Source organism: Geminocystis sp. NIES-3709 (assembly GCF_001548115.1).
Lineage (GTDB): Bacteria > Cyanobacteriota > Cyanobacteriia > Cyanobacteriales > Cyanobacteriaceae > Geminocystis.
Genome location: NZ_AP014821.1, coordinates 80627 through 107349 on the forward strand (window position 1 = coordinate 80627; position 26723 = coordinate 107349).

Below are 26723 nucleotides of genomic sequence, written 5' to 3' on the forward strand. Positions count from 1 at the left end.
TTGTTTTTAGGTCAAAATGAAAGAAATCACATCTTCATCAATGCCACCCTGTTTCGAGCGTTGGTGCCAAAAAATAGACCCTGTATTAAAAACAAAAGCACAAAAACGAGAGTTTAGAAATTATTTGGGCGGTTTATTAGGTGATTCTCAAAGAAAAAATCTCACTCAAATTGCCCATAATAATCTTGATATTACTTATCATAAGTTACATCATTTCCTAACAGAATCCACTTGGAATTATGATGAGGTAAATAATAAAAGACTAGAAATTATTGCCTCATGTCGTCAAACTAAAATAAGTCGCTCTTTCTCTTTAATTATCGATGATTCAGGTCATCGTAAAAGTGGCAATTTTACTGACTGTGTGGGACGACAATATATTGGTGAAATTGGCAAAACTGATAATGGTAATATCCGCAGTCACCACCCACATTTATGATGGGGTCAGAAGTTTTCCCTTAGACGTTGAATTATATGAAAAAGCGGAAAATTTCCCCTTGGGAAAAGATGACCCACAATTTCAAAAAAAACCCGATATTGCCTTTAATTTAATTGAAAAATGTTTAAACCGAAATTACCATCCTCAAATAATTTTAATGGATGGGGGTTATGGGAACAATACTAATTTATTAGAAAAATTAGAACAAAAAAATTTAAAATATATAGGAATTATTGCAAAAAATAGATTAGTACAAGTAGTAAAAGAAGATTTGAGAGAGTCTGAAAAAAGAATAGATGAAATAGCTAAATTATTACCTCAAGAGAGTTTTGAAGAAATAAAAACAGGTAAAAATAGAGAAAAAACTCTTTGGGTAGCAACCATAAAAATTAAATTATCAGCCTTATCAGGAATAAAAACCGTAGCTATCGTCATGAATGCTCCCAGTTTTGAAAAGTCCACAGATATTGATTATTTAATGACCAATGAAACAGGAGAAAAAGTCTGTGCAAATTGGATAGTAGAAACTTATACATCAAGAAATTGGATAGAAGTATTTTACCGTGAAATTAAGGGATGGTTAGGCTTATCAGAATACCAAGTGAGAAATAAAAGAAGTTTAATGAGACATTTTATATTGGTATTTTGCGCCTATACTTTTATTCAATGGCATCGTTTGACAGGGGGATTGAGAAGGCAATGGGGAAATAAACCCTTAAATACTTTTGCAGAGGCATTGGAAGCGTTTCGGACGGCAGTATCTTTTCGTTTCTTTCAATGGTTAAAAGATAATGTGGAAGTATTTAGCTTATATAAAGCAAGTTTAGGGTTTATTTGGGCATAATTTTTGTCTAAGTACCGATATCCAGTTCTAGGATTCTTTTCTCTTTCCCTCCATGATTGCTCTGAAGGTTAGAGTATATGAACTTCTGTGCATCGTGTGCCGAACGTCCAGTTCTGAATCCATAACTTCTTGGATGGAATGTCGCTTCATGTGCAGGTTCTAGGGGGTATTTCACTAGGCATTGCCATGCTCTGTCTGCTATCGTTGGTACTTTCAGTATTCTTGTTTTTCCATTCTTTTTAGGGATTGGGATTTTACGGAGTTTACTGTGTTTCCAATTCATTGCTTCTTTGCTTAACTTTTCGAGTAGCTCGAATCGTTCTTTGAATGTTAGTGCTTTTTTGCCGTCAATACCTGCGGTCTTCTTACCAGCATTTAATTGGGTGACTTGTCTGATTGCTAATAATTTAGTTGAATAAGAACGCATGAGGAGTTTCTGAAAACGTTTGGCTTTAACCATGTCGCCTTCTCAAATTGCTTTGTAAATCTTCCTTTGTAGGCGGAATACTTGACGCTGGATTTTCTTCCAGTTCAAATTGCTCCAATGCTCACTATTAATTAGTATTAATGTGTTTAGCCATACCTTTTACTTGATTAAATTTACTTCTTTAAGCCTCAACGAAATTACTCGTTGTCCTACCCGATGTGAAGATTTCCGTTGCTCGTCTAACCTACTGAGGTTTTCGACCTCCTCAGACTTCATCATCGTTTTTATTCGTTCCTTTGATTAGATTGATGGGTAGCCTTAGACCGAACCACTTTGCCTATCACGTCCTCTTGTCCAGCACTTGTCATATAGCTACAGTGCGAGGATATTAACCGTGATGCCGTAGGAACTTTTCTTTGAGTTGTTTTCCATCGGATGAATTAAGACACTTTTCTAGGTTCTGTTTAGTCGTAGCTACTCCCCATTAACGCCAGTGTGATGTTACAACTATCATCTCTGATTGCGTCCTGTTCCCAGCTTCACTCTATAGGATTCCGAGCCTATTCGGTGTGGGCAGATAAGGAGTCACTTGTGGACTTCAAGGGTAGGACTTTCACCTACATCCAATCAAAAGTTATTAGGTATTTATTACCTAACTGAGAGTTATAAGGTCTTAAACGGCTGTTTAAGTACTCTTTTTCATCTCAAACGAATCGCACCTATATAATCATTCTAAAAAAGATACCAAATGGACTCTATAATCAATTTAGGAAATTTTTTCTAATTTTGTATGACTGGGATTGATAATTTTTTTAGCAGAATCAAACTGCACCACTAAGGTGTTTTTCTTTCCTAAACCCAATAAGTTAGTAACAATACCATTGCCGAAAATCGGGTGATACACTCGATCGCCTTCTTCCCATGAATCCGTAGAAGCAGAGGTAATTGTCGCTTCTGACTTAGCTTTTTTCGAGATAGTTTGACGGGAATGTAAATTACTACTGAGCAAATCTGCTGGTAACTCATCCAAAAATTGAGAAGGAGTACAATAGTCCACATTACCCCAAGAATATCTCTCTCGTGCATAGGTGATAAATAACTGTTCTTTTGCTCTTGTGATACCGACATAGCACAGTCGTCTTTCTTCTTCTAGTTCCATTTCATCTCGTAAACTACGATTATGGGGTAACAATCCCTGCTCAAAACCTACCAAGAAAACAATATTAAACTCTAATCCCTTTGCGGAGTGTAACGTCATCAAAGAAACTGCCTTTTCTCCTTCCTCTAAGTTATCTAAATCCGAAGCTAAAGAAGCATTACTCAAAAATCCTTCTAAAGTCGCATCTTCATTATCTTCTTGAAATTGAAGCATAGCATTAATTAACTCGTTAAGATTTTCTTCTCTATTTTCTGCTTCATCTGTATTTTGTTGTTTTAAGTCATCTAAATAACCAGAAATATTAAGAATATGTTTTAAAATATCTGATGCAGAATCTTCCTGTATTTTTTCCTGACAATCAGCTATTATTTCAGCAAATTGATTAACTTTTTTCGCCGCTTTTCCTGCGATCGTATTTACTGAAGTTTGATCATTAATTATTTCCCATAAAGGAATATTTAATTCTTGGGAAGCCGTCATTAAATTATCTACAGTAGTTTTGCCAATTCCTCGACGGGGAGTGTTAATAATACGAAGTAAACTGACAGTATCTGCTGGATTAACTACTAATCTTAAATAGGCTAAAGCATCTTTAATTTCTTTTCGTTCATAGAACTTTAATCCCCCTACAATATTATAGGGAATTCCCTTACTAATTAATTCATCTTCAAAGGGGCGAGATTGAGAATTAATACGATATAAAATAGCACAATCTCCCCAGTTTAATTCAGGATTTTCTTTGATTAATTGTTGAATTTTTCGACAGACAAAACTAGCTTCTTCTCTTTCATTATCTCCTCGATAGGTATAGATAGTTTCTCCTTCTCCTCTAGTGGCTTTTAATACTTTATCAATTCTTTGGCTATTCTTTTCAATAAGGTGATTTGCGGCTTGTAAAATGTTTTCTCTCGATCGATAATTTTCTTCTAATTTAATCATGGTTTTAGTAAAATTATCTGCTAAATTATCCCCAAAATCTTCTTGAAAATTTAATAAGATAGTGAAATCTGCCATTCGGAAAGAATAAATTGATTGATCCGCATCTCCCACCACAAATATCGATCGATTTTGCCAATTCCAATGTTTTTTGTGAGGTTCATTATTAGTAGATAAAAGTCTGATTAACTCATACTGAATTTGATTAGTGTCTTGATATTCATCCACTAAAATGTGTTGAAATTTTTGATGCCAATATCCTAAAACAGATTCATTTTGTTGAAAAATACGCACGGGAATTAATAATAAATCATCAAAGTCTAAAGAGTTATTTCCAGCCAATTGATTTTGATATTCTTCATAAATTTCAGCAATTACCCTTCCTTTATAATCAGGATTCTCGAAGGCGTATTGTTGTGGAGTAAGACCTAAATTTTTAATATTACTAATGGCATAACGCATTTTTCTGGGTTCAAATTTTTTATCATCAAGGTTAAGTTTTTTGGTAACGATTTGTTTAACTAAACTTTGAACATCAGACTCATCTAAAATAGTAAAATTTTTCTGCCAAACTCTACCTTTATCGTCTTGATATTTATTTATGTCATAACGTAAAATTCTTGCACATAAACTATGAAAAGTTCCTATCCACAGAGGTTTAATCGTGTTGCGATAAACTTTTGATTGAATTGTTTTTTGTTCTAATTCTGATAATAAATCCCATCGTTGCCCATGTTTTTCTTCTGCAATTTTTTGAGCAAAAATTTTCTCAATTCTTTCTTTCATTTCCCTAGCCGCTTTGTTGGTAAATGTCACGGCTAAAATATTTTCCGGTGCGACTTTATGGGTTAAAATTAAGTTAGCGATACGATAGGTTAACGCTCTCGTTTTTCCTGAACCTGCTCCCGCAACTACTAATAAAGGCCCGCAAAAATGTTCTACGGCTTGACGTTGACACAGGTTAAGATGGTGTAGAAAATCGAGATTAGAATTCATGGGCTGAAGACAATTAAAAGGGTAATTTATCTCATCTTACCATAGATATAACAATGGAAAATTGATGCCTTACCTATCACAACAATATTTAAAATATACCAATCCTAATTTGATTGGGGAAATTTTACACAAATAAAAGATACAACAGAACAAATTGGAAAAAAGTTTACAATTTTTAATTATATTTATCAAAACTGATTTAAGAGTTATATATTTATGTTATTGAACATAATTTATCTAGCCATTCGTCATCAAAAGTCACCATTCATCACAAAGCCTTTAAAATCAGGGATAAAAGGTTTTATAATAAAGAAAAATTCTATAATTATTATTGGATAATGATCAAAACTTATCAAGTAACTATTCATAATCGTCAAAATAAAACTACTGAAATTGTTACTGTACCCGAAAATAAATATATATTAACTACAGCAGAACATCAAGAAGTTGAACCGCCTTTTTCCTGTCGAAATGGTGCTTGTACTACTTGTGCGGTAAAAATTATTGAAGGAGAGGTATATCAACCGGAAGCCATGGGTTTATCTCCTGATTTACAAAAAAAAGGTTATGCCTTATTATGTGTGTCTTATCCTCGATCGAATTTAGTGGTAGAAACTCAAGACGAAGATGAAGTTTATGAGTTACAATTTGGCCGTTATTTTGGTAGAGGAAAAGTACGTTTCGGCTTTCCCATTGAAGATGATTAGTCTAAATTTTTAAGAATATCATCGGTATAATTAAGCAATATCATTACTAAAAAGACTAGTTAGTATAAATCTTTGAGAATATCATCCATCAATGCTCAATCATAAACTGTTGACATCTGGATTATTGATTATTTTTTTCTGCTTATGTTTTGGGGTAACAGGATGTCAAAATAAGCCAATTATTAACGGTATCGAAGGGAAAATAAAAAGAGTGGTTAGCGCTCAAACGATCGAGGTAATAATAGAGAATAAATCTTATCAACTTAGATTAGCAGGATTAGATATTCCTAGTACTCAACCACAAGTCAAAGAAACACAAGAGGCTAAACAATTTTTAATTAACTTTTTCACCCTCAATAATACTATTCCCCTTAATACGTCTATTGTGATGTTAGAAACTGATTTACAAGTTAAAGATAAATTCGATCGTCTTAGTGGTTATGTATGGTATAACGATCGATTAGTAAACCAAGAATTACTCACAGAAGGATATGCCATCGTTAATTTAACTTATACTGATGGTAAGTACGATCGGGTTTTAATTGATGCACAACACTACGCTCGTATCATGGAAAAAGGAATTTGGAATGTAGAATTGAGTATGAACAATAGAGAAAAAACAATTAATTTCTAATTTCTAATTAACTATGAACTATCAGACGGAAATCTCAAAACTTCTTGATGTTGCACTATTAGCCGCTCAGGCAGGGGGTAATGTATTACAAAGCTATTGGGGAAGACAACTTAATATCAGACAAAAAGGTAGGGCAGGAGATTTAATTACAGAAGTAGATCAAAAAGCCGAAAAAGAAATACTTACTGTTATCGATCGACACTTTCCTGATCATAGTATCTTAGCAGAAGAATCAGGTATTTTGGGAACATCAGATAGTGAATATTTATGGGTAATTGATCCTCTGGATGGTACTACGAATTACGCTCATGGTTATCCCCAAGCGTCAGTATCTATAGGTTTGCTAGTGTCAGGAATACCGAAAGTGGGTGTTGTCTATAATCCCATGCACAATGAATTATGGAGTGCCGCCCAAGGATTAGGGGCAACTCTTAATCATATTCCGATAAAAGTTTCCACTACAGATAACTTAGCTGATAGTCTTTTGGTAACAGGTTTTGCATACGATCGTCGGGAAGTAGAGGATAATAATTATGCAGAGTTTTGTTATCTTACCCATTTGACTCAAGGAGTGAGACGTGGAGGTAGTGCATCTCTGGATTTGTGTCATGTGGCGGGAGGAAGACTAGATGGTTATTGGGAAAGAGGATTAAAACCTTGGGATTTATTAGCAGGAGTTGTGATTCTTCAAGAAGCAGGAGGACAAATATCAGCATATAATGATACTCAGTTTGATCTCTATAGTGGGAGAATTTTGGCTACCAATGGTCATATACATTCTGCTTTGAGTAAAGCCTTACTTAATACTCCTCATTCGTCAAAATTTTCTTTTTTGGAGTATTAAAATATTAAACAAATAATTGTAGAAAAAATATCGTCATTAAATTAATGGCATTTTATAGTAAATATTCAGTATATTGTAATAATTATTGGAGAGTATCAGTATGATGATTTCTGACTTAAAACATGGTTTATTCAAATACGATGTAAAAGATTATTATGCCATTTTAGGAGTTCCTATTTCTGCTAGTCCGAAAGATGTTAGACTACGGTATCTTAAAATTGCTTATCAGCTTCATCCTGACACTAATCGGGCTGAAACGGAAGCAGAAAAACAAAAAGCTAGTATGATTCTTTCAAAGTTAGTTAATCCAGCTTATGAAAATTTATATAAGGATAATTTACGCAAAGAATGCCAATTAATTTTCTCAGAAATTGGTCGTAGATTAGCCTCAGATCAATATAAAATTACAATTGGTAGTGATACAGCAAAAAAATTATTACAAGAAGAAAGAAATTTAGATAAAGTATATCTGGAAACCTTGGAAAAATTGGCTCCAGAACAATATCATGATTTAGATAAATTATCCATAAAAATTGCTCTAATTAGTGAACTAAATATGGTTTATTTGATGCGTCAAAAAAATCCCAATTTTAAAAGTGCCTCTAGTCAACCGCAAATTGTGGTTAGTGAAGCAGGTATCAGTCAATCTTCAGGAAAGAATGTTCCTGTGATGAATACCAATAATCCCCCAGTGTCCGATAACCCACCACCGAAAGCCACTGTTTCTCGTATTGATAAGTTAATTGCCAGTGCCAAGCAACACTTAGAAAATGGTAATTATGAGCAAGGTATTCTTGATTTGAGGGAAGCCGTTAAAATTGATGCTAGTAGTAGTACTGTTCATGCCTTACTAGGATCTCTATATATGAAACAGAATAATCTTGTTTATGCACGTATTCATATTAACAAGGCTATAGCGCTTAATAGTAATGATTCGATCGCACTTCAGGCACAAAAAGAACTTAAGGAAATAGAGAAAAAAGAAAAGTCTGCACCCGAAAGTACTGTAAAATCAACTAAAGAAGTTAAAGGAAGTAAACCTACCGATAAGGGAAAAGAGAAATCTAAAGATGGTAAAGGGAAAAAAGAGCCGCCCAAAATTTTTGGTATTCCTTTATGGTAGGATTAACGATGATCCGTAATCGATAATGAAAATCACGATTCGAGTATGATTCATCAAGCACCCGCAGGCGCAAGAGATTTATTACCCCTAGAAGTCGCTCAAAAAAGTTGGATAAATGATTGTCTTCAACAAGTATTCCAACGTTGGGGATATAAAAGAATTGTAACATCTACTATTGAATGGGTTGATACTCTCATGGCTGGAGGAGCGATCGACCCTTCTACTGTAATACAGTTACAAAATACCACAGAAGGAAGACTAGGATTAAGACCAGAATTAACGGCTTCTATTGCGAGGGCGGCGGTAAATCGTCTCACAAACCACACGATTCAAAGACTTTGTTATCGAGCTAATGTTTTTCGTAATCCTCCAGAAGGACATCATGGAAGACAATTAGAGTTTTATCAAGCAGGAATCGAATTATTATTTACCGATGGGGTTTTAGCCGATGCAGAAATTTTGCTATTGTTAGCAGATTGTTTGCAATGTTTAGGAATTCAATCTTGGCAACTACTCTTAGGAGATGCTGGTTTAACTAGATCTTTATTACAGATTTTTCCTGATAATTTACAACCAGAAATTTTAAAATGTATCGCTAATCTCGATCGAGTTACCTTAGAAAATTTACCCTTATCACCTGATTTAAAATCGAAAGCTTTACAGATTTTTGACTTAAGGGGAAACCCTTTAGAAGTATTAGAAAAAGTTACTGAATTAGATTTAGATGAAAAAGGATTTTTTGCCGTTAATCATCTTAAATCCTTGATTGATTTAGTTAACTATAATAGTGAGCAAAAATTGCCAATAATTTTAGATTTAAGTCTAATACAAACCTTTGATTATTATACAGGAATAACATTTTCTGCCATCAGTTTAAAACAAAATAAACCTTATGTATTAGGACAAGGTGGACGTTATAATCAATTGTTAAGTCTTTATCATCCTGAGAAACAATCCTCTCCCGGTATTGGTTTTTCATTTAATATAGAAGACCTACATAGTTGCTTATTAAACACTCCTAATTTACCCCAAAAAACTCCTCCTAGTGACTGGTTAATTATTCCCGAAAATCCATCTTGTGTAAAACAGGCTTTTAGTTACGCTCAAAAATTGAGAAACAGTAAAAATCTCACTAGAGTCGAAATTGATTTAGAGTTTCGCAGTAAAGAAGATATTAGGAAATATACACAAAATGAGGGTATTTTAAACGTAGCTTGGATTGATGAAAATGGGAATGATTCGATCGAATTAGGATTTTAATTTATCAAAAAAAATTACATTACATTAATCTATGGCAAAATTATCTGTAGAATTAAATCTTTATTTTTTCATATGACAGAACTTTTCCAATGAATAAACCACATTTTTTATCTCTCGCAAAGTTGCAAAGGAAAATGCAAAGTGTGGTTTAAAGAAATGAAGACTGATGTATGGTGTGTTAACAACTCCGTAGCACACCAACTCTTATCTTTTTGTCTGTTGTCAATGAGCTTACCTCCACCAAAAGATTGTTTCAGCAATCCCTAATTGTTTCCTAGTAACCACATAATATTAAAACCAACACTGACGTTACCATCAGATTGGGAAACAACGCTACCAATATCAGTTGTTCCAGTGGCATTAGTTGTGTAAACTCCAAGTCCTACATTAGTTTGAGGAGGCATATAACGAGCGCCAGCTGCCCACACAGTCGCATCATTACTTAGCATGGGAGTAACTTCCCCAATAATTTGGAATCCGGGAAAGGGTTGAACATTGAGTCCTAAACCAGCACCTAAAATGTTGTTTCCTCCATATATTCCAGCTTTGGGGTTGAACATTAAAGCAATCTTATCGTTTACTTCATAGCTAAAGGCCGCTTCTGCGGTAAATGAGCCAACTCCATCATCCGTTGTTGTGGCTTCTTGAAATGCACCTCGAAGACCAAAAGAAAAAGGATCTCCTTGACTTTGATTTAAAAATCTTAATTTTGTTGCTCCTCCTAATTTGACTGAGTTACCGATGTCTTCGTCACTCTCTCCTAATTGTTGCCCAATAAACTCTAATTGAGCATTATTACTCATACCATAGCCTACTTGAAAATTGACGCTAGGGCCTATACCACCGTCAAAAGAGAACATTCCTTGACGAATAGTATTAGGGCTACTGAGAATAATTCCATCAAATAGTAATTGTTTATCTCTGGAGGAAAAAGGTTGTATTGGTCTAGTATCAAAGCTAACTTGATAGTTTTGACCAATATCAGGGGTATAGCGTACATTTAAACCAACTCCCACCGGGCCACCATCGGGAAGGAAAGATAATAATTTTGTAGCAGGAGTACTGCCTAATCGGTTTGTAATTGATAAATCAATGCCAACATTAGGGCTATGTAAATAATTTAAGCCTGCACTCCAAACAACACTTTTAGTTATATCTCCTCTCGTGTTGACACTGTTACCACCGGGACCTAATGGTACATTTATATCTCCAAAAAATCCAAATCTTTCATCAAACTTGAAACTTATCCCCGTACCAATATTAAAGAATGTGCCATAAAAGTCTCCTCCACCATTGATACTGTCAGGAAGAACGGTTAAACCTCCCACAACGTGCCATTGATAGGTATTAGAAGAAGTATAAGTAAAGGGAACTTGAATTGTTCCACCAACGGTTGTGCTACTATCCGATCGATTAGTCGGGGTAAATAAACCATTTTCTCCCGTAATTTTAATGAATTCTAAAGAACCTACCACAGCGACATTATAATTATCTTGGTTGATAAACTGATATTTAAAGTTAGGCGCGAGGGATAAAAAACCAAAATCTGTAGCTTTTCCATTAAATCGACTACCCAACACGTCATCAAAGAAAGATAAACCAGCACCTATTTGCAACTTATCGTTAATACCGTATTCGATCGACGCATTATAGGTTTGTAAGCCAATACCACCACCTTCCGAACCTTTGGAGAAAAGATTTGCACCGTAGCTAGTATAGATTGCACCTTGAGGCAAAACATTTGCTGTTTCCACCGTCATGGGTTCAAAAGGCTTAATTTGTAACGGGGTTAAACTATATTCCACAGACTCGATCGGTTTTGGAGTATTTTCGATCGTCGTGGGAGACTCTGGAGTTATATTTTCTTGAGAGAATAGTACTTGAGAACTACTAGAAGGAGAAAGACTATCGGCAGTAATGGGAGATTTAACCACCCAAGAATCGCTAATATCATCAGCAAAAGCAGGAGTATCGACAAAAAAACTCACACCGACAATCAAGTTAGATAGTAATAAGTATTGAAATTTCATGACTATAATTATTCCAACTGGTTAATAAATAAATGTTTTAATGGCTTAGAAATAGAGAAATTGATCAAAAATTATCTTACGGTTTTTCCAATTCATTTAATATTAGAGCAAACTCTAGCTAATTATACTTATACTTTTAAGAATAACAATTTTCAATATTTGAGAACACTAATGAAACTCTAGAAATAATTATGTTTAATTAGCAGTCAGTAAATTAGCAATTAGTTATCAGCTATTGTGAAGTTAAATTTACCTCAGTTCGATACAAAATGTATGGGTAATAGCAAGGTATTAGTTGTTAGGTATTGGGTAAATAATTGATGAAAAACTGTTAACAATTGATTTTACTTAGATTAATTTAATTAAATAATTCAATCAGATTTGGTATTTTTAGAACCTAAAACCTAAACCCTAAAGCCTAAAACCTACCCACAACAAGGATTTTTTCTCGAACTCAAGTAAATTTCTGGCCAACATTAGTAATTGATTACTTAGGGTTTGCTGTTAGGAGTCATAAAGTGATGAAAATCAATAGTTTTGACAGGTTTGATACATTTGGCAAAATTTGAAGAAGAATATGCGGAAATTTTTGATGAAAAAATAGGTGCACCGGCTAAACCATTTCTATACAAGGGTAATAAGAGGATTTTTGTGTGCATTTTTAGAAAAACAATTAAAAAAATGGAAAAAGAATCAGAATATTATATATATATATGATGTTAAAGGTATGTGATTTTTCAGACTTTTTCAGCCAACCCTAATTAAGACTATATAGGTTAAAGTTTCGTGCGCGTAGCGTGCCTTTGGCATCGATTATTTTGTACTAATTTATCATAACTACTGTACAATAACCACAAATAACAATTATGAATAGTTAAAAAAAGTTTACGATCTTAACTATTATATTAAATAATTAAAACCCAATTTTTTCCACTATTTCCATAGCTAAATTATTAAGAAAATCATCGTTAATTTCATCAGGTAAATCAATATTTTTCTCTGGTATATTTTTAATTTCATTAAAAACTTGATTACATTCTTGCATAACTTCTTCATAGGAAATATTACCTAATTTTACATTCAATAAATAATTAGCATCCCCTGATTGAGTGCGATTAACTATTAACTTTTTTTGCTTAATAATTTCTCTGCCAGTATAAAGCAACCTTAAAGCATGACTAGCGTGTTTACTATCATAGCCACATTTTGTTTCTAAAAGTTGTCTTTTGGCATTACGATTTTTTGACCAATTTTGATAACTTTTCCATTCTTTTTTTGCCGATAAATAATTTCTTGAAGCAAAAGTTAACCGCATAAAATCATCACTAGCATTAGTATATTCTTGTATTTGTTTTTCAATATTTTCAGGAAATTTATGCTCAAGAAAAATCTGTTTATAATCGATCTTTTCTTGTAAAATCAATCTTAATTCTTCTGCCGGTTGTAAATACTCAATGCAATCTCTAACTACTATCCATAAAAAATTCATAAAGGCGTTAATTTCCGATAGTGATAAAGGCTTATATAATTCTGTGAAATTAAAATCTTCTGGTTTTGGTTCTTTTTTTGGTGGATTTAGTAGCCAACGGCGATGAACTTCTACTTTTTTTAGTTGAGCGTTAGCATAACCAATATAACTAAATTTAACTTTTTTAGTCAGGAATTGTTCTCTATTATTGATTAAAATTTTCGCTAAAGGATTAAGGTAAATATAGTCATTTAACCACAATAATTCTTGAATATTAGGATTAGCATTTTTGAGTAAATTTAAGTATTTTTTGAGTTCATAAATAACAAAATCATTACCTTTTAAAAAATTAAATTTTTGATAATTAATGTCTATTTTTGTTAAGCCTTTATTATCTTGATTATTACTAAAAATTCCTTCTTTTCCCTTACCTTCAATTTGTTCAATTTGTTTTAACCCTAAATAATAACTTTTTGGGGCAATAAAAATACCTTTATAATCAATATCTGATACTCCTTCTACAGCTAAACCATAGGCATTACTACCTGTTATGGCTAAAAGTAAAGTACGATCGTTTAAGTCAAACATAATGAATAGTTAATATTTAATAATCGAGATTTTTGAGTTATCAATAGTTATGATAAATTAACAATAATTAAAATAACAATAAGAAATTATGGAAATAAATTTACTAAAATGAACACAATAAAAGTTGTGATATATTTCTATTAAAAAACATATTTTATTAGACGATATATGATATACTTGGATGATAGTGTAATTATCCTGACATTTCAACTAATTGTTATATTTTGGTCTAGTTTTCTGAACTTACTTATATTAAAATTGATGTGAATTGTTTTATAATATCAAGTTAAACTACTTATTTTTCTGCATCACTAACCTCCTATCCTCACCAAAAGACTTTTTAAGCAACTTCTAATTAATTTTTCTTTTCATTCTAAAGACTAATAAGTATCATTTTTGATAAAATTTGAGGAGAAATTTTTGAAATTGTCAAAATATTTGGGAGAAAAAACACAATGGTAGCTAATAGAAGTCGTACTTTTTTTGCTGACTTTCGTGACTTCATTATGCGAGGTAACGTAATAGATTTAGCCGTCGCAGTTATACTTGGTGGTGCTTTTAATGGTATTATTAATTCTCTTGTAGAAGATATTATCACCCCAGCCATTTTATCCCCTGCTATTAAAGCCGCAGGAGTTGATAAGTTATCTGATTTAAGCATCTCTGGCATTAAATATGGCTTATTTTTATCAGCGATTATCAATTTTTTAGTTATTGCTTTTTGCTTATTCTTAATTATTCGTAGCTTTGAAACTCTGAAAAGAAAACTTATTCGTCAGGAAGAAATAGTCGCCGCAGAAGAAGCGGCTATACAATCAGAAGAAATTAAGCCCGAAATAGTAGTACAAGAAAATCTGACGAAGGCGATCGAAACTCTCACAGAGACAATTAAACAACAGAATAATTCTTAATTTTCTTAGAATGAGCATTTCCGACAAATTGAAAATCAATTCTTGATACTTTTCTAGGAATTTGTAAAGACTAAAAAGTAATCACACTGCGGATAGATTCTCCTTTGTGCATTAAGTCAAAAGCTGTGTTAATCTCCTCTAAAGGCATCACATGGGTAATTAAATCATCAATATTAATTTTCCCTTCTTTATACCAATCAACAATTTTAGGTACATCTGTTCTCCCTTTTGCTCCCCCAAAAGCACTACCCTTCCAAATTCTTCCTGTAACTAACTGGAAAGGTCTTGTACTAATTTCTTGTCCTGCTCCTGCAACTCCGATGATAGTAGAAACTCCCCAGCCTTTATGACAACATTCTAAGGCTTGACGCATAACTTTAGTATTGCCAATACATTCAAAACTATAGTCAGCACCTCCTTTTGTTAAATCTACCAAATAGGGTACTAAATCTCCTTCAACTTCCTTCGGGTTAACAAAATGAGTCATGCCAAATTTTTCGGCGATCAATTTTTTGCTAGGATTAATGTCCACACCGATAATCATATTTGCACCCACCATTCGACAGGCTTGGATAACATTTAAACCGATACCTCCCAAACCAAAAACCACAACATTAGCCCCAACTTCCACTTTAGCAGTATTAATCACCGCTCCAATACCAGTAGTTACTCCACAACCGATATAACAAACCTTTTCAAAAGGTACATCTTCACGAATTTTAGCAAGGGCAATTTCTGGCACGACAGTATAATTAGAAAAGGTGGAAGTACCCATATAATGATACAGAGGCTTACCATCGAGAGAGAAACGACTACTACCATTAGGCATTAAACCTTTACCTTGAGTAACTCGGATAGCCTGACAAAGATTTGTTTTGAAACTGAGACAATATTCACACTCTCTGCATTCTGGCACATATAACGGTATCACGTGATCCCCCGGTTTAAGACTTTTCACGTCTTTACCCACTTCTACCACAACTCCTGCACCCTCATGACCCAAAATACTAGGAAATAAACCCTCTGGATCGTTTCCTGATAAGGTATAAGCATCCGTATGACAAACTCCTGTAGCTTTGATTTCCACTAACACTTCCCCAGTTTGAGGAGGTTGTAAGTCTATAGTTTCGATCGTAAGAGGTTTTCCTGCGGATAAGGCAACGGCGGCTTTTACTTTCATGATTCGTTAATTTTTCGTCTAAATTTATATTTTTTCCCCTCAGTAAACCATAAAATTATCGATAAAGAGAGGGAAAAGGGAAACGGAATAATATAATAATTGATTCAAAACTATCAGGAATTAATTTATTTCTATTGTTTGTGAAATTTAATACCCATAATTTCGTCTGATTAACACTCCTTTTCCTTTGTTTTGCTCATTGGTATAGTTACCCCTGATGTTCAAAAACGTTACCATAATACATTAAATCTAAATCAACAAAGAGAGAAATAGTATCGAAACATCTTTGAGTTAATTCCCAGCGATCTTCTCTTTTTAACATAGTAATCAATTTCTCTCTCACGGGGATGAGATAACGAACATCATTAGCCGCATAGCTTAATTGTTCGGGGGATAAGCTATTAACATTACCCCAATCGGAACTTTGGGCTTTTTTATCTAATTCTATACCTTCTAATTCTTGTACGAGACTTTTTAAACCATGACTTTGGGTGTAAGTACGGGCAATTTTACTGGCAATTTTAGTACAAAAAATAGATGTTGTTTCCACCCCAAAAGTGTGTTTAAATTGAGCCACATCAAAACGGGCATAATGAAAAATTTTAGTAATATTAACAGACTCTAATAGTTTAGTTAAATTAGGTGCTGTGGTTTGTCCTTTGGCAATACGAATGGCCGTTACATATCCTTCTGCGTCACATATTTGTACTAAGCAAAGTCGATCACGTTGAGGAATTAAACCCATAGTTTCTGTGTCGATCGCTAAAGATTCGGCCTTAAGATATTGATTAAATATATCTTGGGGTAAATCCTGTTCACAAACTTGAAATTTATCTAATGACATTATCAATAATGAGGAATGAGGAATTATCAATATTACTTATTACTTGTTACTTTCCCTACTCGGTATCATGATGACGGGGATAAATTTGTTCTGCTTCAGGACAATCATCAGATACTTGTATCTCACCATAACCTCTTGGTACAGAAGCTAATTTGCGACTAACCGCACCAATACTTTCAAGACGGACGAATTCTTCCCAAGAACTATTCTCATAGTCTTCTTCCATTTCATAACGAATAACGACAATATCGCCTTCAATACCAATAATTTGTGCGTCTTCAATCCAACGTTGTTGATCTCGCAGGAAAACAGAGACATCACAACCTTCTTTATACATTTGATAAATTTTGCGGTCTAGCATAGACTTCTCCTTACACTGCTAAAGATCAATATAATTTTTAGGATAATTGTAATAGTAAAACTTCTCAAGGTGAGTTTTTTTTTCCATCAGAAGTAAATAATTTCAGAATCTCGATTTTAACTAATTTTGATGATTTGAGGAGACAAGGCAATAAACATCAATACTGGTAATAGATAGAGATAAAAAAGTATTAAGCATAGTTAAGTTTAAAAGGAAAATTATCCAAATATAATGAACTTATTAAACTATCGTAGCATTTTATCTTGACAGATATTGGTGTGGTATTGCTGAATAATTTTTTTAGTATAATTTGTCACTAAATCTGTTTGCTCTAACATGGCAAAATGACCGCATTCTTCAATTTCATAGACATTATCTTGATGACATTGAAAAAGATGATGAAAACTGGCTAAATGTTTGACATACTGAGGTTCCATAATTTGATCTTGTTTTCCCGCAATAAAATATACTGGTTGAGATAAACGAGCAACAATTTGTGGTAGGTAGTGTACTTCGTTTTCTGTGGTTGAGTCTAGTAATGATCCGATCGCAGCTTGTTCATTGGCACAGATAAAGTCTTGTAATCGACATTTACCCCATTGAAGATTTAGAGGACGTTTTACCATCATTCGAGAAAAAATGAAGTCAAAAAAAGGTAAATGTAGCAACCATGAAGGACGAAACTTGACTAAATTTTCTCCTGCTTTACGAAAACGCTCAAATTCTTCTTTAAGATAAATTCCCCCTCCGGCATTTATACAAATTACTCCTTCAATCATATCATTACAAATATCAGCACCCCATAAAGCAATACTACCTCCTAGAGAATGTCCTATTAGCCAAGCCTTTTTTATTTCTAATTTTTCTAGTAACTCTTTTAAATCTTGGGCGTAACTATGTAAATCAAAGCAAAAAGATAATTCTGAGTTAGGGAATTTATTTTCTAAGGATGGAAGTTGAGATGCTCCAAATCCTTTTAAATCGTAGGTTAAACAGGAATATTTATGTTTCAATCGATCGATTAATGGAGTCCAATATTGATGACTAAGTAACCATCCGTGAATAAATACCAATACAGGACTAGAAATGTCGGGGGAAGTACTTTTAGTAAACTCATAAAAGTGATCCACTCCACGAATATTAATCTTGTTCATTTAATTTATTTTTTCTCTTTGATTTTTTCTCCGAGATTAAAGGAGGCTTTTAGTTCTAATATAACTTAATTTAGTAGTTTAAATAACCAATGAGTAGGAGGAAAAGTTTTTAGTAATTTTTAAATCCTAATTATTGATGGGGTTGCCTCGGATGTCTGTTACAACAATATCCCATTGACCATTATTTGCGACTTCAAAAGTAATTTTTTCTCCATTACTGCTAATCATCGGATTACGAATTTCTCTGGTTTGTTGAGTAATTAAGGGACGCTTTTGTTGAGTAGTACGATCGTATAGATAAAGACCTGATTTTCCCTGACTAACAATAGCAAAGACTAAATATCTTCCATCCTCAGAAATAGAGGGATTTAAGGCAACTTCATTAATCGAATTTAAACCGGGTAAGTCGATTAACCGCCGATTCTTGGCATCAAATAAATACACATCTTGTGAACCGTTGCGATCGGATACAAAAGTAATATATTGCCCTGCAATGTAAGGACTTAATTCAGATGAACGACTATTAAAACTTCTTGTATTATCAGAAAAAGGGAAAGTAAGTAGTCGAGGATAATTACTACAACTACTCAACAATAAAGTCATAATCAAATAAATAAACGAAAATAAATACTTTTTATTCACAAGTATAAGGAGTGAATAGTGAACAATGAATAATTATTTTAATCGTTAAGAGAGACTTTTACTATTAGCTATGAAATTTATTTCACTGTAGAAAAAAACTTATTGGTCATTTGTATTAATTATCTACCGTAATATTATTTATCGTCAATTACCTAAAATCAACCAATGTGTTGTAGAACACATTAATTAAAAAAAAATATCAAATTTTGCTATGTTTAAATAAGACAATTAGTGAAACTATTTTATAACTTTATTAAGGTAAGGTTAAGGGTAAGTTAAAACTAAAATACAAGATAAATTGTAGTAAAAGTTCCTGTTTGATTAAGAAGAATAAATTTTAGGTTTTAAATATAGAGAAAAATTATGACTAATGCTATGGTGGAAAATAGTATTACCTCTTCTAATAAACAAATAGTAGCAATTCCTCATAAGGTTTTACAAGGTTTATTAGGTAAAAAAATATCGGGAAAACTGATTATTCAAGATCCCATCGATCGAGAGATACAATGGATTATTTATCTAGGAAAAGGAAAAATCCATTTTGCTACCAATACCTCGAGAAAAAGGGAAAGAGTTAATTATCTTTTATCTCATAATTTTTCTGAATATAATTTTTATATTCCTCAAGATTTAGAAGACGATTATCAATTTATCTATTATCAATGGCAAGAAAAACATTTAAACTCTCAGCAAGTCAGAGAAATTTTGTTTGGTATGACTCAAGAGGCAATGATTTTTTGTTTAGCCTTACCCAGAGCAGAGGTAAAATATGAGAAAATAGTAAGTTTAGATCCTCTTATTTTAAGCAAAAGTGCTAAATCTTTAGTCGAACCTGTTAAAAGCCAAATTCGTGGTTGGGCGCAAATTAGAGGAGATATTAGTTCACCTTTTGTGCGTTTTGTCAATAGTGATTGGCATTCTCTTCGTTCTTATTTTGCCGATGATTTACCTCAATGGCAACGGTTAGAAAAATTAAAACCCTATTTAGATGATCAGTGTAGTTTATACGAAATTGGTACTTATTCTGGAGAATCTGTCTTAGATTTAGGTTTATTTTTTCAACCTTTGGTAAGTCTTAATCTCTTAAATGTCAAATCTGTTGAATCTATCGTAACCATAGAAAAACCCTTGATTGCCTGTATTGATGATAGTCAAGCGATACAAAGAGTTGTCAAAATGACTTTACTTGCTGGTGGTTTTGATGTCATTAGTATTACTGAACCAGCAAAGGCGATAAGTGTGTTTGTAACACAAAAACCCGATCTAATTCTCATGGACATTAATATGCCAGACATCGACGGTTATAAACTAGCCTATATGATGAGACAGTCAGAATTACTCAAAGATATTCCTATTCTTATGTTAACAGGACGAGATGGAGTACTCGATCGAGTCAAAGCGAAAATGGTGGGGGCGATAGGTTATATTTGCAAACCCTTTAATCCCCAAGAATTAGTGCAATCCGTCAACGATAACATTCAAAAGGAGGTATAAAACAACGATGAAAAAAGTATTAGTAGTAGATGATTCAAAATCACAACAAAAGCTCGTTAATGGCTTATTACAGAGTATGGGAGTAGAAGTTACTCTCGTGGATAGTGGGGAGTCTGCCTTACAGTGGTTGGAAAATAATGGGCAACCAGATTTAATCTTAATGGATATTGTAATGCCAGATATGAGTGGTTTAGATGTGTGTCGCCATATTCGGAAGGAAATGAATTATAAAATCGTGCCGATAATTTTTGTCACCACTAAAGATGAAGATTTCGACAAATTTTGGGCTTTAAGACAAGGAGGAAATGCTTATATTACCAAACCTTATTCTCCCACAGATTTAATTAATACTGTCAAAAGTTATTTATAGTAATTTTAAGTTATTTCGCTCTAGTCAAATATTAGTAAATAATTCTAAATTAATTAAGCTTATGGATTATTTTATTGTCGAGTTAGTAGGTAGAAAAAAAGTCGCAATTCCTTTAAATCAAGTACAAGAAGTTATCAATATTAACTGTAGTGATATTTGTCCAATTCCAGGGGTAAATAATAGTTTAGTAGGAGTAACAAATCATCGAGGTAATTTTCTTTGGATTGTGGAATTATCTCAATTTTTATTTCAGCAATCATTACAAAATATTGGCTTAAATTCTTTGACTATATTATTGACTAAAATTCATCATAATAACTTAGGACTTTTAGTCCAAAAGTTGGGAGAAATTAAGACTTTTTATGATGTAGATAAATCTTTTAATGATGATAGTCTCAATATTTGTCATGATTATTGTCAAGGTATAATTTCTGATACTGAAAATATCCCAATTATTAATTTAGGGAATGTAAAAAACTCTCTTAATCAAACTAATCTTTCTTTATCACGATAAAAATTAGCTTAAATTATTATGACAATAAATTATCTCATTGAAATTGTTTTTTTCCTAATTATTTTTATTGAAATAACCTTCATTGCTCATAGCAAAACTATCTCTTAGCGACTAAATAATATTTGAGTTTAACATTTGACAGAAAAAACTGATTACAGCAGTTTTCATTTCTTCAAACTACACTTTCCATTCTCCTTTGCGACTTTGCCAGAGATAAAAAATGTAGTTTATTCATTGGAAAAGCATTGTAAGGCAACAGAAAGAGGGCGTAGAGAGGAGTGAAAATTCTCAAATTTCAAATTACTGTTGTCCCTCGTATTATACTTCATAATTAGCTAAGAGAGTATTATTGTCACTCGTACCATACTTAATTCCTAATTCCTAATTCCTATTATGAATCAATTACAACAAGAAACCGCTAACTCCAGTTTTTCTGATGAGATTAAATTCTTACAAAATAATGTCACGGCTAATCCTAAAGATTTGACAGCAAAATTGAGTTTAGCTACTGTATTAGAACAAGAACAATATTACCATGAAGCGATCGAGGTTTATCGATCGATTATTGAGCAAGATACAGACAAAGTTTTCACCGATACGGCAAATAAAGCTATTGAAGAAATTAACAAAAAATATTTACTTTCAGAGGAAGATGATGAGAGTAAGATAAATAAAAATCGAGAAAAAACTACTGTAATAAAAAATATTAATTTATGGCAACAATTTAAAGATTTACCTATTGCTTATAAACAATTTATTGCCTTATTAATTGCTAGTTTAGTTTCTACGGTTGGAGTTATAATTGCAGGACGAGTTATCACCACAATTTTAGGAAAAAATCAACTAGAAAAAAGAGCCATTTCGGAGTTAAATATAACCTCGATCGACTATAATTCTAACCTAGAAAATATTACTTCAGGATTTAGAGGAAAAGCTGATAATATTGGCATAATTGAAACAGCGAAAACCTATAAAGCACAAGGAAAAATTGACCCTATTCTCAAAAATATGGTGAGAACAATTTTGAATAATGAAATTAAAGCAAGAGGTATTGAATATGCCACTTTAGTCGGCTTAAATGGTAGGATAATTGTTAATGCAAATAAAGATAGATTTGGACAAAGTTTTATTTTAGAAAATCTGGTAAGTCAAGTGATCAAAACCAGAGAAGTTTTAGAAACTAATGTGATTATTCCTCGAAAAGAAATTATTGCAGAAAATCCTAGTTTTGCTAGTAAAATTAATAGCGAAAATGTCTTAATGAATGTTAGTTTAACTCCGGTTAATGATTTTCAATCTCAGCAAATGATCGGAGTTTTAATGGCAGGAGAATTAGTTAATGATAATAGTATATTGTTGGAAGATATTATTTCTGCTATGGGAGGAGGTTATAATGCTATTTATATGTTTAAAAATGACGATTTTCACCTAGTTACTTCTATTTTTCAACCTTTAAATAGTGAGGAATTTAAAGCAAATATTCCCCTGCTAGATATTAGCTTATTAGAAAAACTAAAAAAAGAAAATAATGACATTATTCTTGGTAGAATGACGATCGAAAATCAATCGCATACTATAGCGATAAAACCCCTACCAGATTTTGAGGGTGAAAATATTGCTTTTTTAGTGCGTGGTACTCCAGAAGCTAGTTTGCAACAAATATTTAATCAAAGTGTTACCTATCAAATTATTGTCGGTTTTTTAAGTCTAATTGTCGCCTTATTTTTAGCTAGTTATTTTAGTAAAATTTTGACTCAACCTATTGAAAAACTACAAATCTCTGCGGAGAAAATTGGTTCTGGCGATCGAAGTGTAAGAGCAAAAGTTACATCAAGAGATGAAGTGGGAAAATTAGCTCAAACTTTTAATGAGATGGCAGAAAAAATTGATACTTACACTAAGGAGATAGAAGAAATTGCCCAAAAAAGAGAGAAAGAAGTAGAAATTCAACGACAGCAACGAGAAAATTTACAGGAAAACGTTATTAACCTTCTTTTAGACATCGAAAAAGCCAGTAAGGGAAATTTAAGTATTCAAGCAGAAGTGGTATCTGGTGAAGTAGGCTCGATCGCCGATGCTTTTAATGCTACTATGAGAAGTTTAGAAGGATTAGTAAAACAAGTCGTTGTCTCCACCAACCAATTAAACGAAACTGCCTTAAGTAACGGTGAATCTGTTAACCATCTTGCCCAAAATTCTTACAAGCAAGATAACTCTATTCAAATTATTAGCACATCCATTCAAGAAATTACCAACTCGATCGAGAAAATTAGTGAATCCGCTCAAAATGCGGCGGTAATTGCCAGTAAATCTCGATTCACTGCTCAAGAAGGACAAAGTATTATTAATGAAACAGTAAATAATATTTATCAAATTCGTCATACAGTGGCAGATACTGCCAAAAAAGCCAAACGTTTAGCGGATTCTTCTCAAGAAATCTCCAAAATTGTGAATATTATCTCAGGAATTTCTGAAAAAACGAACCTTTTAGCATTTAATGCCTCCATTGAAGCCGCTAGGGCTGGAGAAAATGGGCAAGGCTTCCGAGTAGTTGCTGATGAAGTGCGAAGATTAGCTGAACAGGTTACTTTTTCTACCCAAGAAATTGAACAATTAGTAGAGGGTATTCAAGAAGAAACTAGCGAAATGATGACGATGATGGAACAAAGTAGTACTCAAGTAGTATCAGGAACTAAATTAGTTCAAAATACAAAAGAAACCTTACAAAAATTGTCAGTAATTAGCAATGAAATTGACACTCTTTTACAGTCTATTTCTGAAAGTACCATAAATCAAAAATTAATATCTCAAAAAGTTAATAAAAAAATGGAAGAAGTCGCCATTGTCACGAAAGAAATTGCCGAAGAATCCAATACGGTTTCTCAATCATTGCAGGAATTAGTAACAGTAGCGATGGAAATGCAGAAATCCGCCTCCCGTTTCCAAGTCAGCCAGTCTTAATTTGTTTGATGTTTGATAAGACAGGAAGACAAGATAAAAAAAAGGGAAAAAATTGATTAGTTTTCAATTCTCAATTCTTCATTATTCATTCTCTATTATTCATTGTTAATTATGTTAGATGCCGCCAGTTTAGCCGCTATTGCCGAAGAAGCAAGAATCTGTTTCTTAGAAGAAGATGCACCTGAATATTTAGATATTTTAACTAAGGGTATTGATGATTTAAAACAGTCTTTTCAAGAAAATAATGATACTCAAAAATTAGAGTTTCTTTACAAAGAATTAGGTAGGGCAGCCCATTCGATTAAAGGTGGTGCTGGAATGGCAGAAATGCCTGTAGTTAGTAAATTAGCTCATAAAGTAGAGGATATTTTTGAGGCTTTACAGCAGGATAGAATTAGTGATTTTAATACCACTTTTGAGTTATTGAGTTTAGCTATTGACGATTTAGAAAATTTAATTAACTTAGAAAAAAGTAGTTCTATTAGTGATGATAATAGCTCTGATTTGTTGACGGTTTTAGATGAGTTTTTAGCTACTCTAAACCCTCAAAATGACGTAGTAGATATTGGTTTTGCTGATGATAGTTTTATCACCATGGCTTTAAATCAAGATTTATCTGCTTGTATTGAGAGGGTAAAAGAAATTGTTGATAATCCTTCTTTAGCTAACCCTAAAAATATTACTAATAGTCTGAATATTTTACTAGAAGAATGTCAATTATTAGGTCAGGCTTTAAATTGTAATTGGTTAGTAAAACTTAGTCAAGTTATTCGTGATTTACAAGCCAATAATCAAGACTCCCCCGATAACTTTACCAGAAAATCGATCGAAGAAATTGAAAACCATAAACAACAATTTTTAGCAGGAAATAAAAACCCTATTTTTTCCAGTTATTTTCAACCAGAAACAACGATCGAAAAAAGTGAAAATAAAGAATTAGAAAGTAAGAAAATAGATAATAATGAAATCTTATCACCATCAGCAAATGTTAGAAATTTAAGAATACCTCTTGATAAAATTACGAACTTAAGTAATATTGTGGGGCAACTTTTAACCAACTATGAAAGTTTAAAATTATATGAAAATCAATTAAAACAAGCCAGTGTTAACCTTAAGAAAAAAACAAAATCTTTAGCACCAGTTAAAGAACAAATAGAGTCTATGTATGATCAATTAACTATTAGCCAAAGTAGTTTCTTAGCTAACAATATTAAGGAATTAAATCATCAATTATCAGAATTTGATACTTTAGAGTTTGATGAATATAATCAAGTCCATACATCCTTACAAAATTTAACGGAATTAATCATACAAGTACAAGAAGTAAGAGAAGATTTTGACTTAGTTAATCGAGAATTTCAAGAAACCTTAATCGAGATGCAAAAATCTTTAAATATTTTAGATCAAGAATTAAGAAAAGTGCGTCTTGTGCCATTTATAAGTTTAGCCGGAGGTTTTTTTAAGCCCTTAGAAAAACTCAATAAAACTTATGGTAAATCAGTAGAATTAGTTGTTGAAGGAAAAGATATATTAATTGATCAAAATATTATTGAAATTCTCAGAACACCTTTTAATCATCTTATTAGAAATGCCTTTGATCATGGTATAGAATCTCCTGAAATGAGAAAAAAACTAGGTAAATCATTACCAGCAATAATTAAATTAACAGCAAAAATAGAAGGTAATAGTGTCATCCTAACTATAAAAGATGATGGAGGAGGAATCAACATTAATAAAGTATATGAAAAAGCCTTGTCTTTGGGGTTATTTGCTAAGAATATTTCGTTTGCTGATTTGACTCAAGAAGAAATTTTAAGGACAATTTTTTCTCCCGGATTTTCTACCGCATCTCAGGTAAGTGACTTATCTGGTAGAGGTATGGGTATGGATATTGTTAAAGCTGAAATTGAGAAATTAAGAGGCACAATTCAAGTTAATACTAATATCGGAAAAGGTACAGAATTTAAACTAAAAATACCCTTAGGATTAAATATTATTTCTCTATTATTAGTTAAGATTTCTAAACAAGTTATTGCTATTCCTTCAGAAAATGTTTTCAAAGTAATTTCTTTGTCTAATCATGATATTAATGATAATCAAATGCTATGGGAAGGAAAAAAAATTCCCGTATATAATTTATCTCAAATTTTACCTTATAATGAAAATCTTGCGATGGATATTTCTCAAGGTTATATCGGTTTATTGCTAAATATTAATGGAGAAGAAATTATCATGAGAGTTGAAGGCATTGTGGAGGAAAAACCCCTCGTTGCTAAAAGTTTTGATGATACTGTCGCGATTCCGCCTTATATTGGCGGTGGTACGATATTAGGAAATGGTAGTTTTGTTCCTATTCTTATTCCTGATTATTTAACACCCTTACTGACGAATAAACAGGTTGTAGAAGACGATATAAGTATCCCTAAAGAAGAATTATCGGTGATGGTAATTGACGATTCTGTTACTGTGAGACGGAGTTTAAATCGTGTTTTAAGTCAAGTTGGTTATAACGTTACTCAATGCCGTGACGGTAAAGAAGCATGGAACACGTTACAAAGCACTACTCAATCTTTTAATATTGCAATCTGTGATTTAGAAATGCCGGGGGTTGATGGTTATAAGTTTCTACAGATGGTGAGGGTTTCGGAAAAATGGCAACATCTTCCTATTATTATTTTGACTTCCAGAAATAATGATTTACATCGTCAAAAAGCCTTCGATTTAGGGGCAAACGCTTATATGACTAAGCCTTTTAATCCTCTTAAAATTATAGACTCGATCGAAGAATTAGCAATTAAATGAATAGAATTGAATGAAAAAGTTTTCAAATCAAGATA

At 32.6% G+C, this 26723-nt stretch carries 20 protein-coding genes and 2 pseudogenes; 12 read left to right on the forward strand and 10 right to left on the reverse strand.

The features are described from left to right. The first annotated feature begins 16 nt into the window (after positions 1-16). Positions 17-1283 (forward strand): annotated as a pseudogene (locus GM3709_RS00240) (IS701 family transposase). Between the two features lie 16 nt (positions 1284-1299). Here the strand turns inward: GM3709_RS00240 and GM3709_RS00245 are convergent. After that, positions 1300-1743 (reverse strand): annotated as a pseudogene (locus GM3709_RS00245) (reverse transcriptase N-terminal domain-containing protein); the annotation flags it as partial. A 733-nt stretch (positions 1744-2476) separates the two neighbouring features. Continuing rightward, entirely contained in the window at positions 2477-4801 is a 2325-nt protein-coding gene (gene pcrA, locus GM3709_RS00250; RefSeq protein WP_066115099.1) for a DNA helicase PcrA, read from the reverse strand. Between the two features lie 338 nt (positions 4802-5139). On the opposite strand from pcrA, the gene GM3709_RS00255 reads away from it, so the two are divergent. The 5 genes from GM3709_RS00255 to GM3709_RS00275 all read left to right on the forward strand — a co-directional run bounded on the left by GM3709_RS00255 (position 5140) and on the right by GM3709_RS00275 (position 9369). Next, a complete protein-coding gene (locus GM3709_RS00255) occupies positions 5140-5508 on the forward strand; it encodes a 2Fe-2S iron-sulfur cluster-binding protein (protein ID WP_066115102.1) in 369 nt (122 codons plus the stop codon). 91 nt (positions 5509-5599) lie between these two features. Continuing rightward, entirely contained in the window at positions 5600-6142 is a 543-nt protein-coding gene (locus tag GM3709_RS00260; protein WP_066115104.1) for a thermonuclease family protein, read from the forward strand. A 13-nt stretch (positions 6143-6155) separates the two neighbouring features. Beyond that, positions 6156-6986: an inositol monophosphatase family protein gene (locus GM3709_RS00265; RefSeq protein ID WP_066115108.1), complete on the forward strand. Its 831-nt coding sequence runs from the start codon at positions 6156-6158 to the stop codon at positions 6984-6986. 100 nt (positions 6987-7086) lie between these two features. Then, the gene (locus tag GM3709_RS00270; protein ID WP_066115112.1) at positions 7087-8109 is read left to right on the forward strand and encodes a DnaJ domain-containing protein; all 1023 of its coding nucleotides are present in this window, start codon (positions 7087-7089) and stop codon (positions 8107-8109) included. 45 nt (positions 8110-8154) lie between these two features. Next, entirely contained in the window at positions 8155-9369 is a 1215-nt protein-coding gene (locus GM3709_RS00275) for an ATP phosphoribosyltransferase regulatory subunit (protein WP_066115115.1), read from the forward strand. A 263-nt stretch (positions 9370-9632) separates the two neighbouring features. Here the strand turns inward: GM3709_RS00275 and GM3709_RS00280 are convergent, their stop codons facing one another. The 3 genes from GM3709_RS00280 to GM3709_RS00290 form a co-directional block, all read right to left on the reverse strand. Then, the gene (locus GM3709_RS00280; protein WP_066115118.1) at positions 9633-11399 is read right to left on the reverse strand and encodes a hypothetical protein; all 1767 of its coding nucleotides are present in this window, start codon (positions 11397-11399) and stop codon (positions 9633-9635) included. A 491-nt stretch (positions 11400-11890) separates the two neighbouring features. After that, a complete protein-coding gene (locus GM3709_RS20355) occupies positions 11891-12058 on the reverse strand; it encodes a hypothetical protein (protein ID WP_158506691.1) in 168 nt (55 codons plus the stop codon). Between the two features lie 254 nt (positions 12059-12312). After that, positions 12313-13455: a DNA polymerase beta superfamily protein gene (locus GM3709_RS00290; protein WP_066115123.1), complete on the reverse strand. Its 1143-nt coding sequence runs from the start codon at positions 13453-13455 to the stop codon at positions 12313-12315. Between the two features lie 455 nt (positions 13456-13910). Between GM3709_RS00290 and mscL the strand changes: the two genes are divergently transcribed. Beyond that, positions 13911-14366: a large conductance mechanosensitive channel protein MscL gene (gene mscL, locus GM3709_RS00295; protein WP_066115125.1), complete on the forward strand. Its 456-nt coding sequence runs from the start codon at positions 13911-13913 to the stop codon at positions 14364-14366. Between the two features lie 70 nt (positions 14367-14436). Here mscL and GM3709_RS00300 read toward each other — a convergent pair whose 3' ends face one another. The 5 genes from GM3709_RS00300 to GM3709_RS00320 all read right to left on the reverse strand — a co-directional run bounded on the left by GM3709_RS00300 (position 14437) and on the right by GM3709_RS00320 (position 18508). Continuing rightward, entirely contained in the window at positions 14437-15546 is a 1110-nt protein-coding gene (locus tag GM3709_RS00300) for an S-(hydroxymethyl)glutathione dehydrogenase/class III alcohol dehydrogenase (RefSeq protein WP_066115128.1), read from the reverse strand. 208 nt (positions 15547-15754) lie between these two features. Continuing rightward, positions 15755-16390: a ribonuclease H-like domain-containing protein gene (locus GM3709_RS00305; protein WP_066115130.1), complete on the reverse strand. Its 636-nt coding sequence runs from the start codon at positions 16388-16390 to the stop codon at positions 15755-15757. Positions 16391-16445: 55 nt separating this feature from the next. Beyond that, positions 16446-16751 carry a DUF6679 family protein gene (locus GM3709_RS00310; protein WP_066115133.1) on the reverse strand — a complete coding sequence of 102 codons (306 nt, stop codon included), beginning with the start codon at positions 16749-16751 and terminating at the stop codon, positions 16446-16448. Between the two features lie 245 nt (positions 16752-16996). Beyond that, entirely contained in the window at positions 16997-17905 is a 909-nt protein-coding gene (locus tag GM3709_RS00315; protein ID WP_066115135.1) for an alpha/beta fold hydrolase, read from the reverse strand. 126 nt (positions 17906-18031) lie between these two features. Further along, on the reverse strand, positions 18032-18508 hold the full coding sequence (locus GM3709_RS00320; RefSeq protein WP_071827990.1) for a PD40 domain-containing protein: 477 nt from the start codon (positions 18506-18508) through the stop codon (positions 18032-18034). A gap of 402 nt (positions 18509-18910) precedes the next feature. Between GM3709_RS00320 and GM3709_RS00325 the strand changes: the two genes are divergently transcribed. The 5 genes from GM3709_RS00325 (at position 18911) to GM3709_RS00345 (ending at position 26688) form a co-directional block, all read left to right on the forward strand. Next, complete coding sequence (locus GM3709_RS00325; protein ID WP_066115138.1) at positions 18911-20041, forward strand: response regulator; 1131 nt, start codon at positions 18911-18913, stop codon at positions 20039-20041. 7 nt (positions 20042-20048) lie between these two features. Further along, positions 20049-20411: a PleD family two-component system response regulator gene (locus GM3709_RS00330; RefSeq protein ID WP_066115141.1), complete on the forward strand. Its 363-nt coding sequence runs from the start codon at positions 20049-20051 to the stop codon at positions 20409-20411. 61 nt (positions 20412-20472) lie between these two features. Beyond that, positions 20473-20925 (forward strand): chemotaxis protein CheW, encoded by a 453-nt coding sequence (locus GM3709_RS00335; RefSeq protein ID WP_066115144.1) that lies wholly within the window; start codon positions 20473-20475, stop codon positions 20923-20925. A 393-nt stretch (positions 20926-21318) separates the two neighbouring features. Beyond that, a complete protein-coding gene (locus GM3709_RS00340; protein ID WP_066115147.1) occupies positions 21319-23886 on the forward strand; it encodes a methyl-accepting chemotaxis protein in 2568 nt (855 codons plus the stop codon). 111 nt (positions 23887-23997) lie between these two features. Further along, positions 23998-26688, forward strand: a complete 2691-nt coding sequence (locus GM3709_RS00345; protein ID WP_066115150.1) for a response regulator — start codon at positions 23998-24000, stop codon at positions 26686-26688. Positions 26689-26723: the final 35 nt, after the last annotated feature.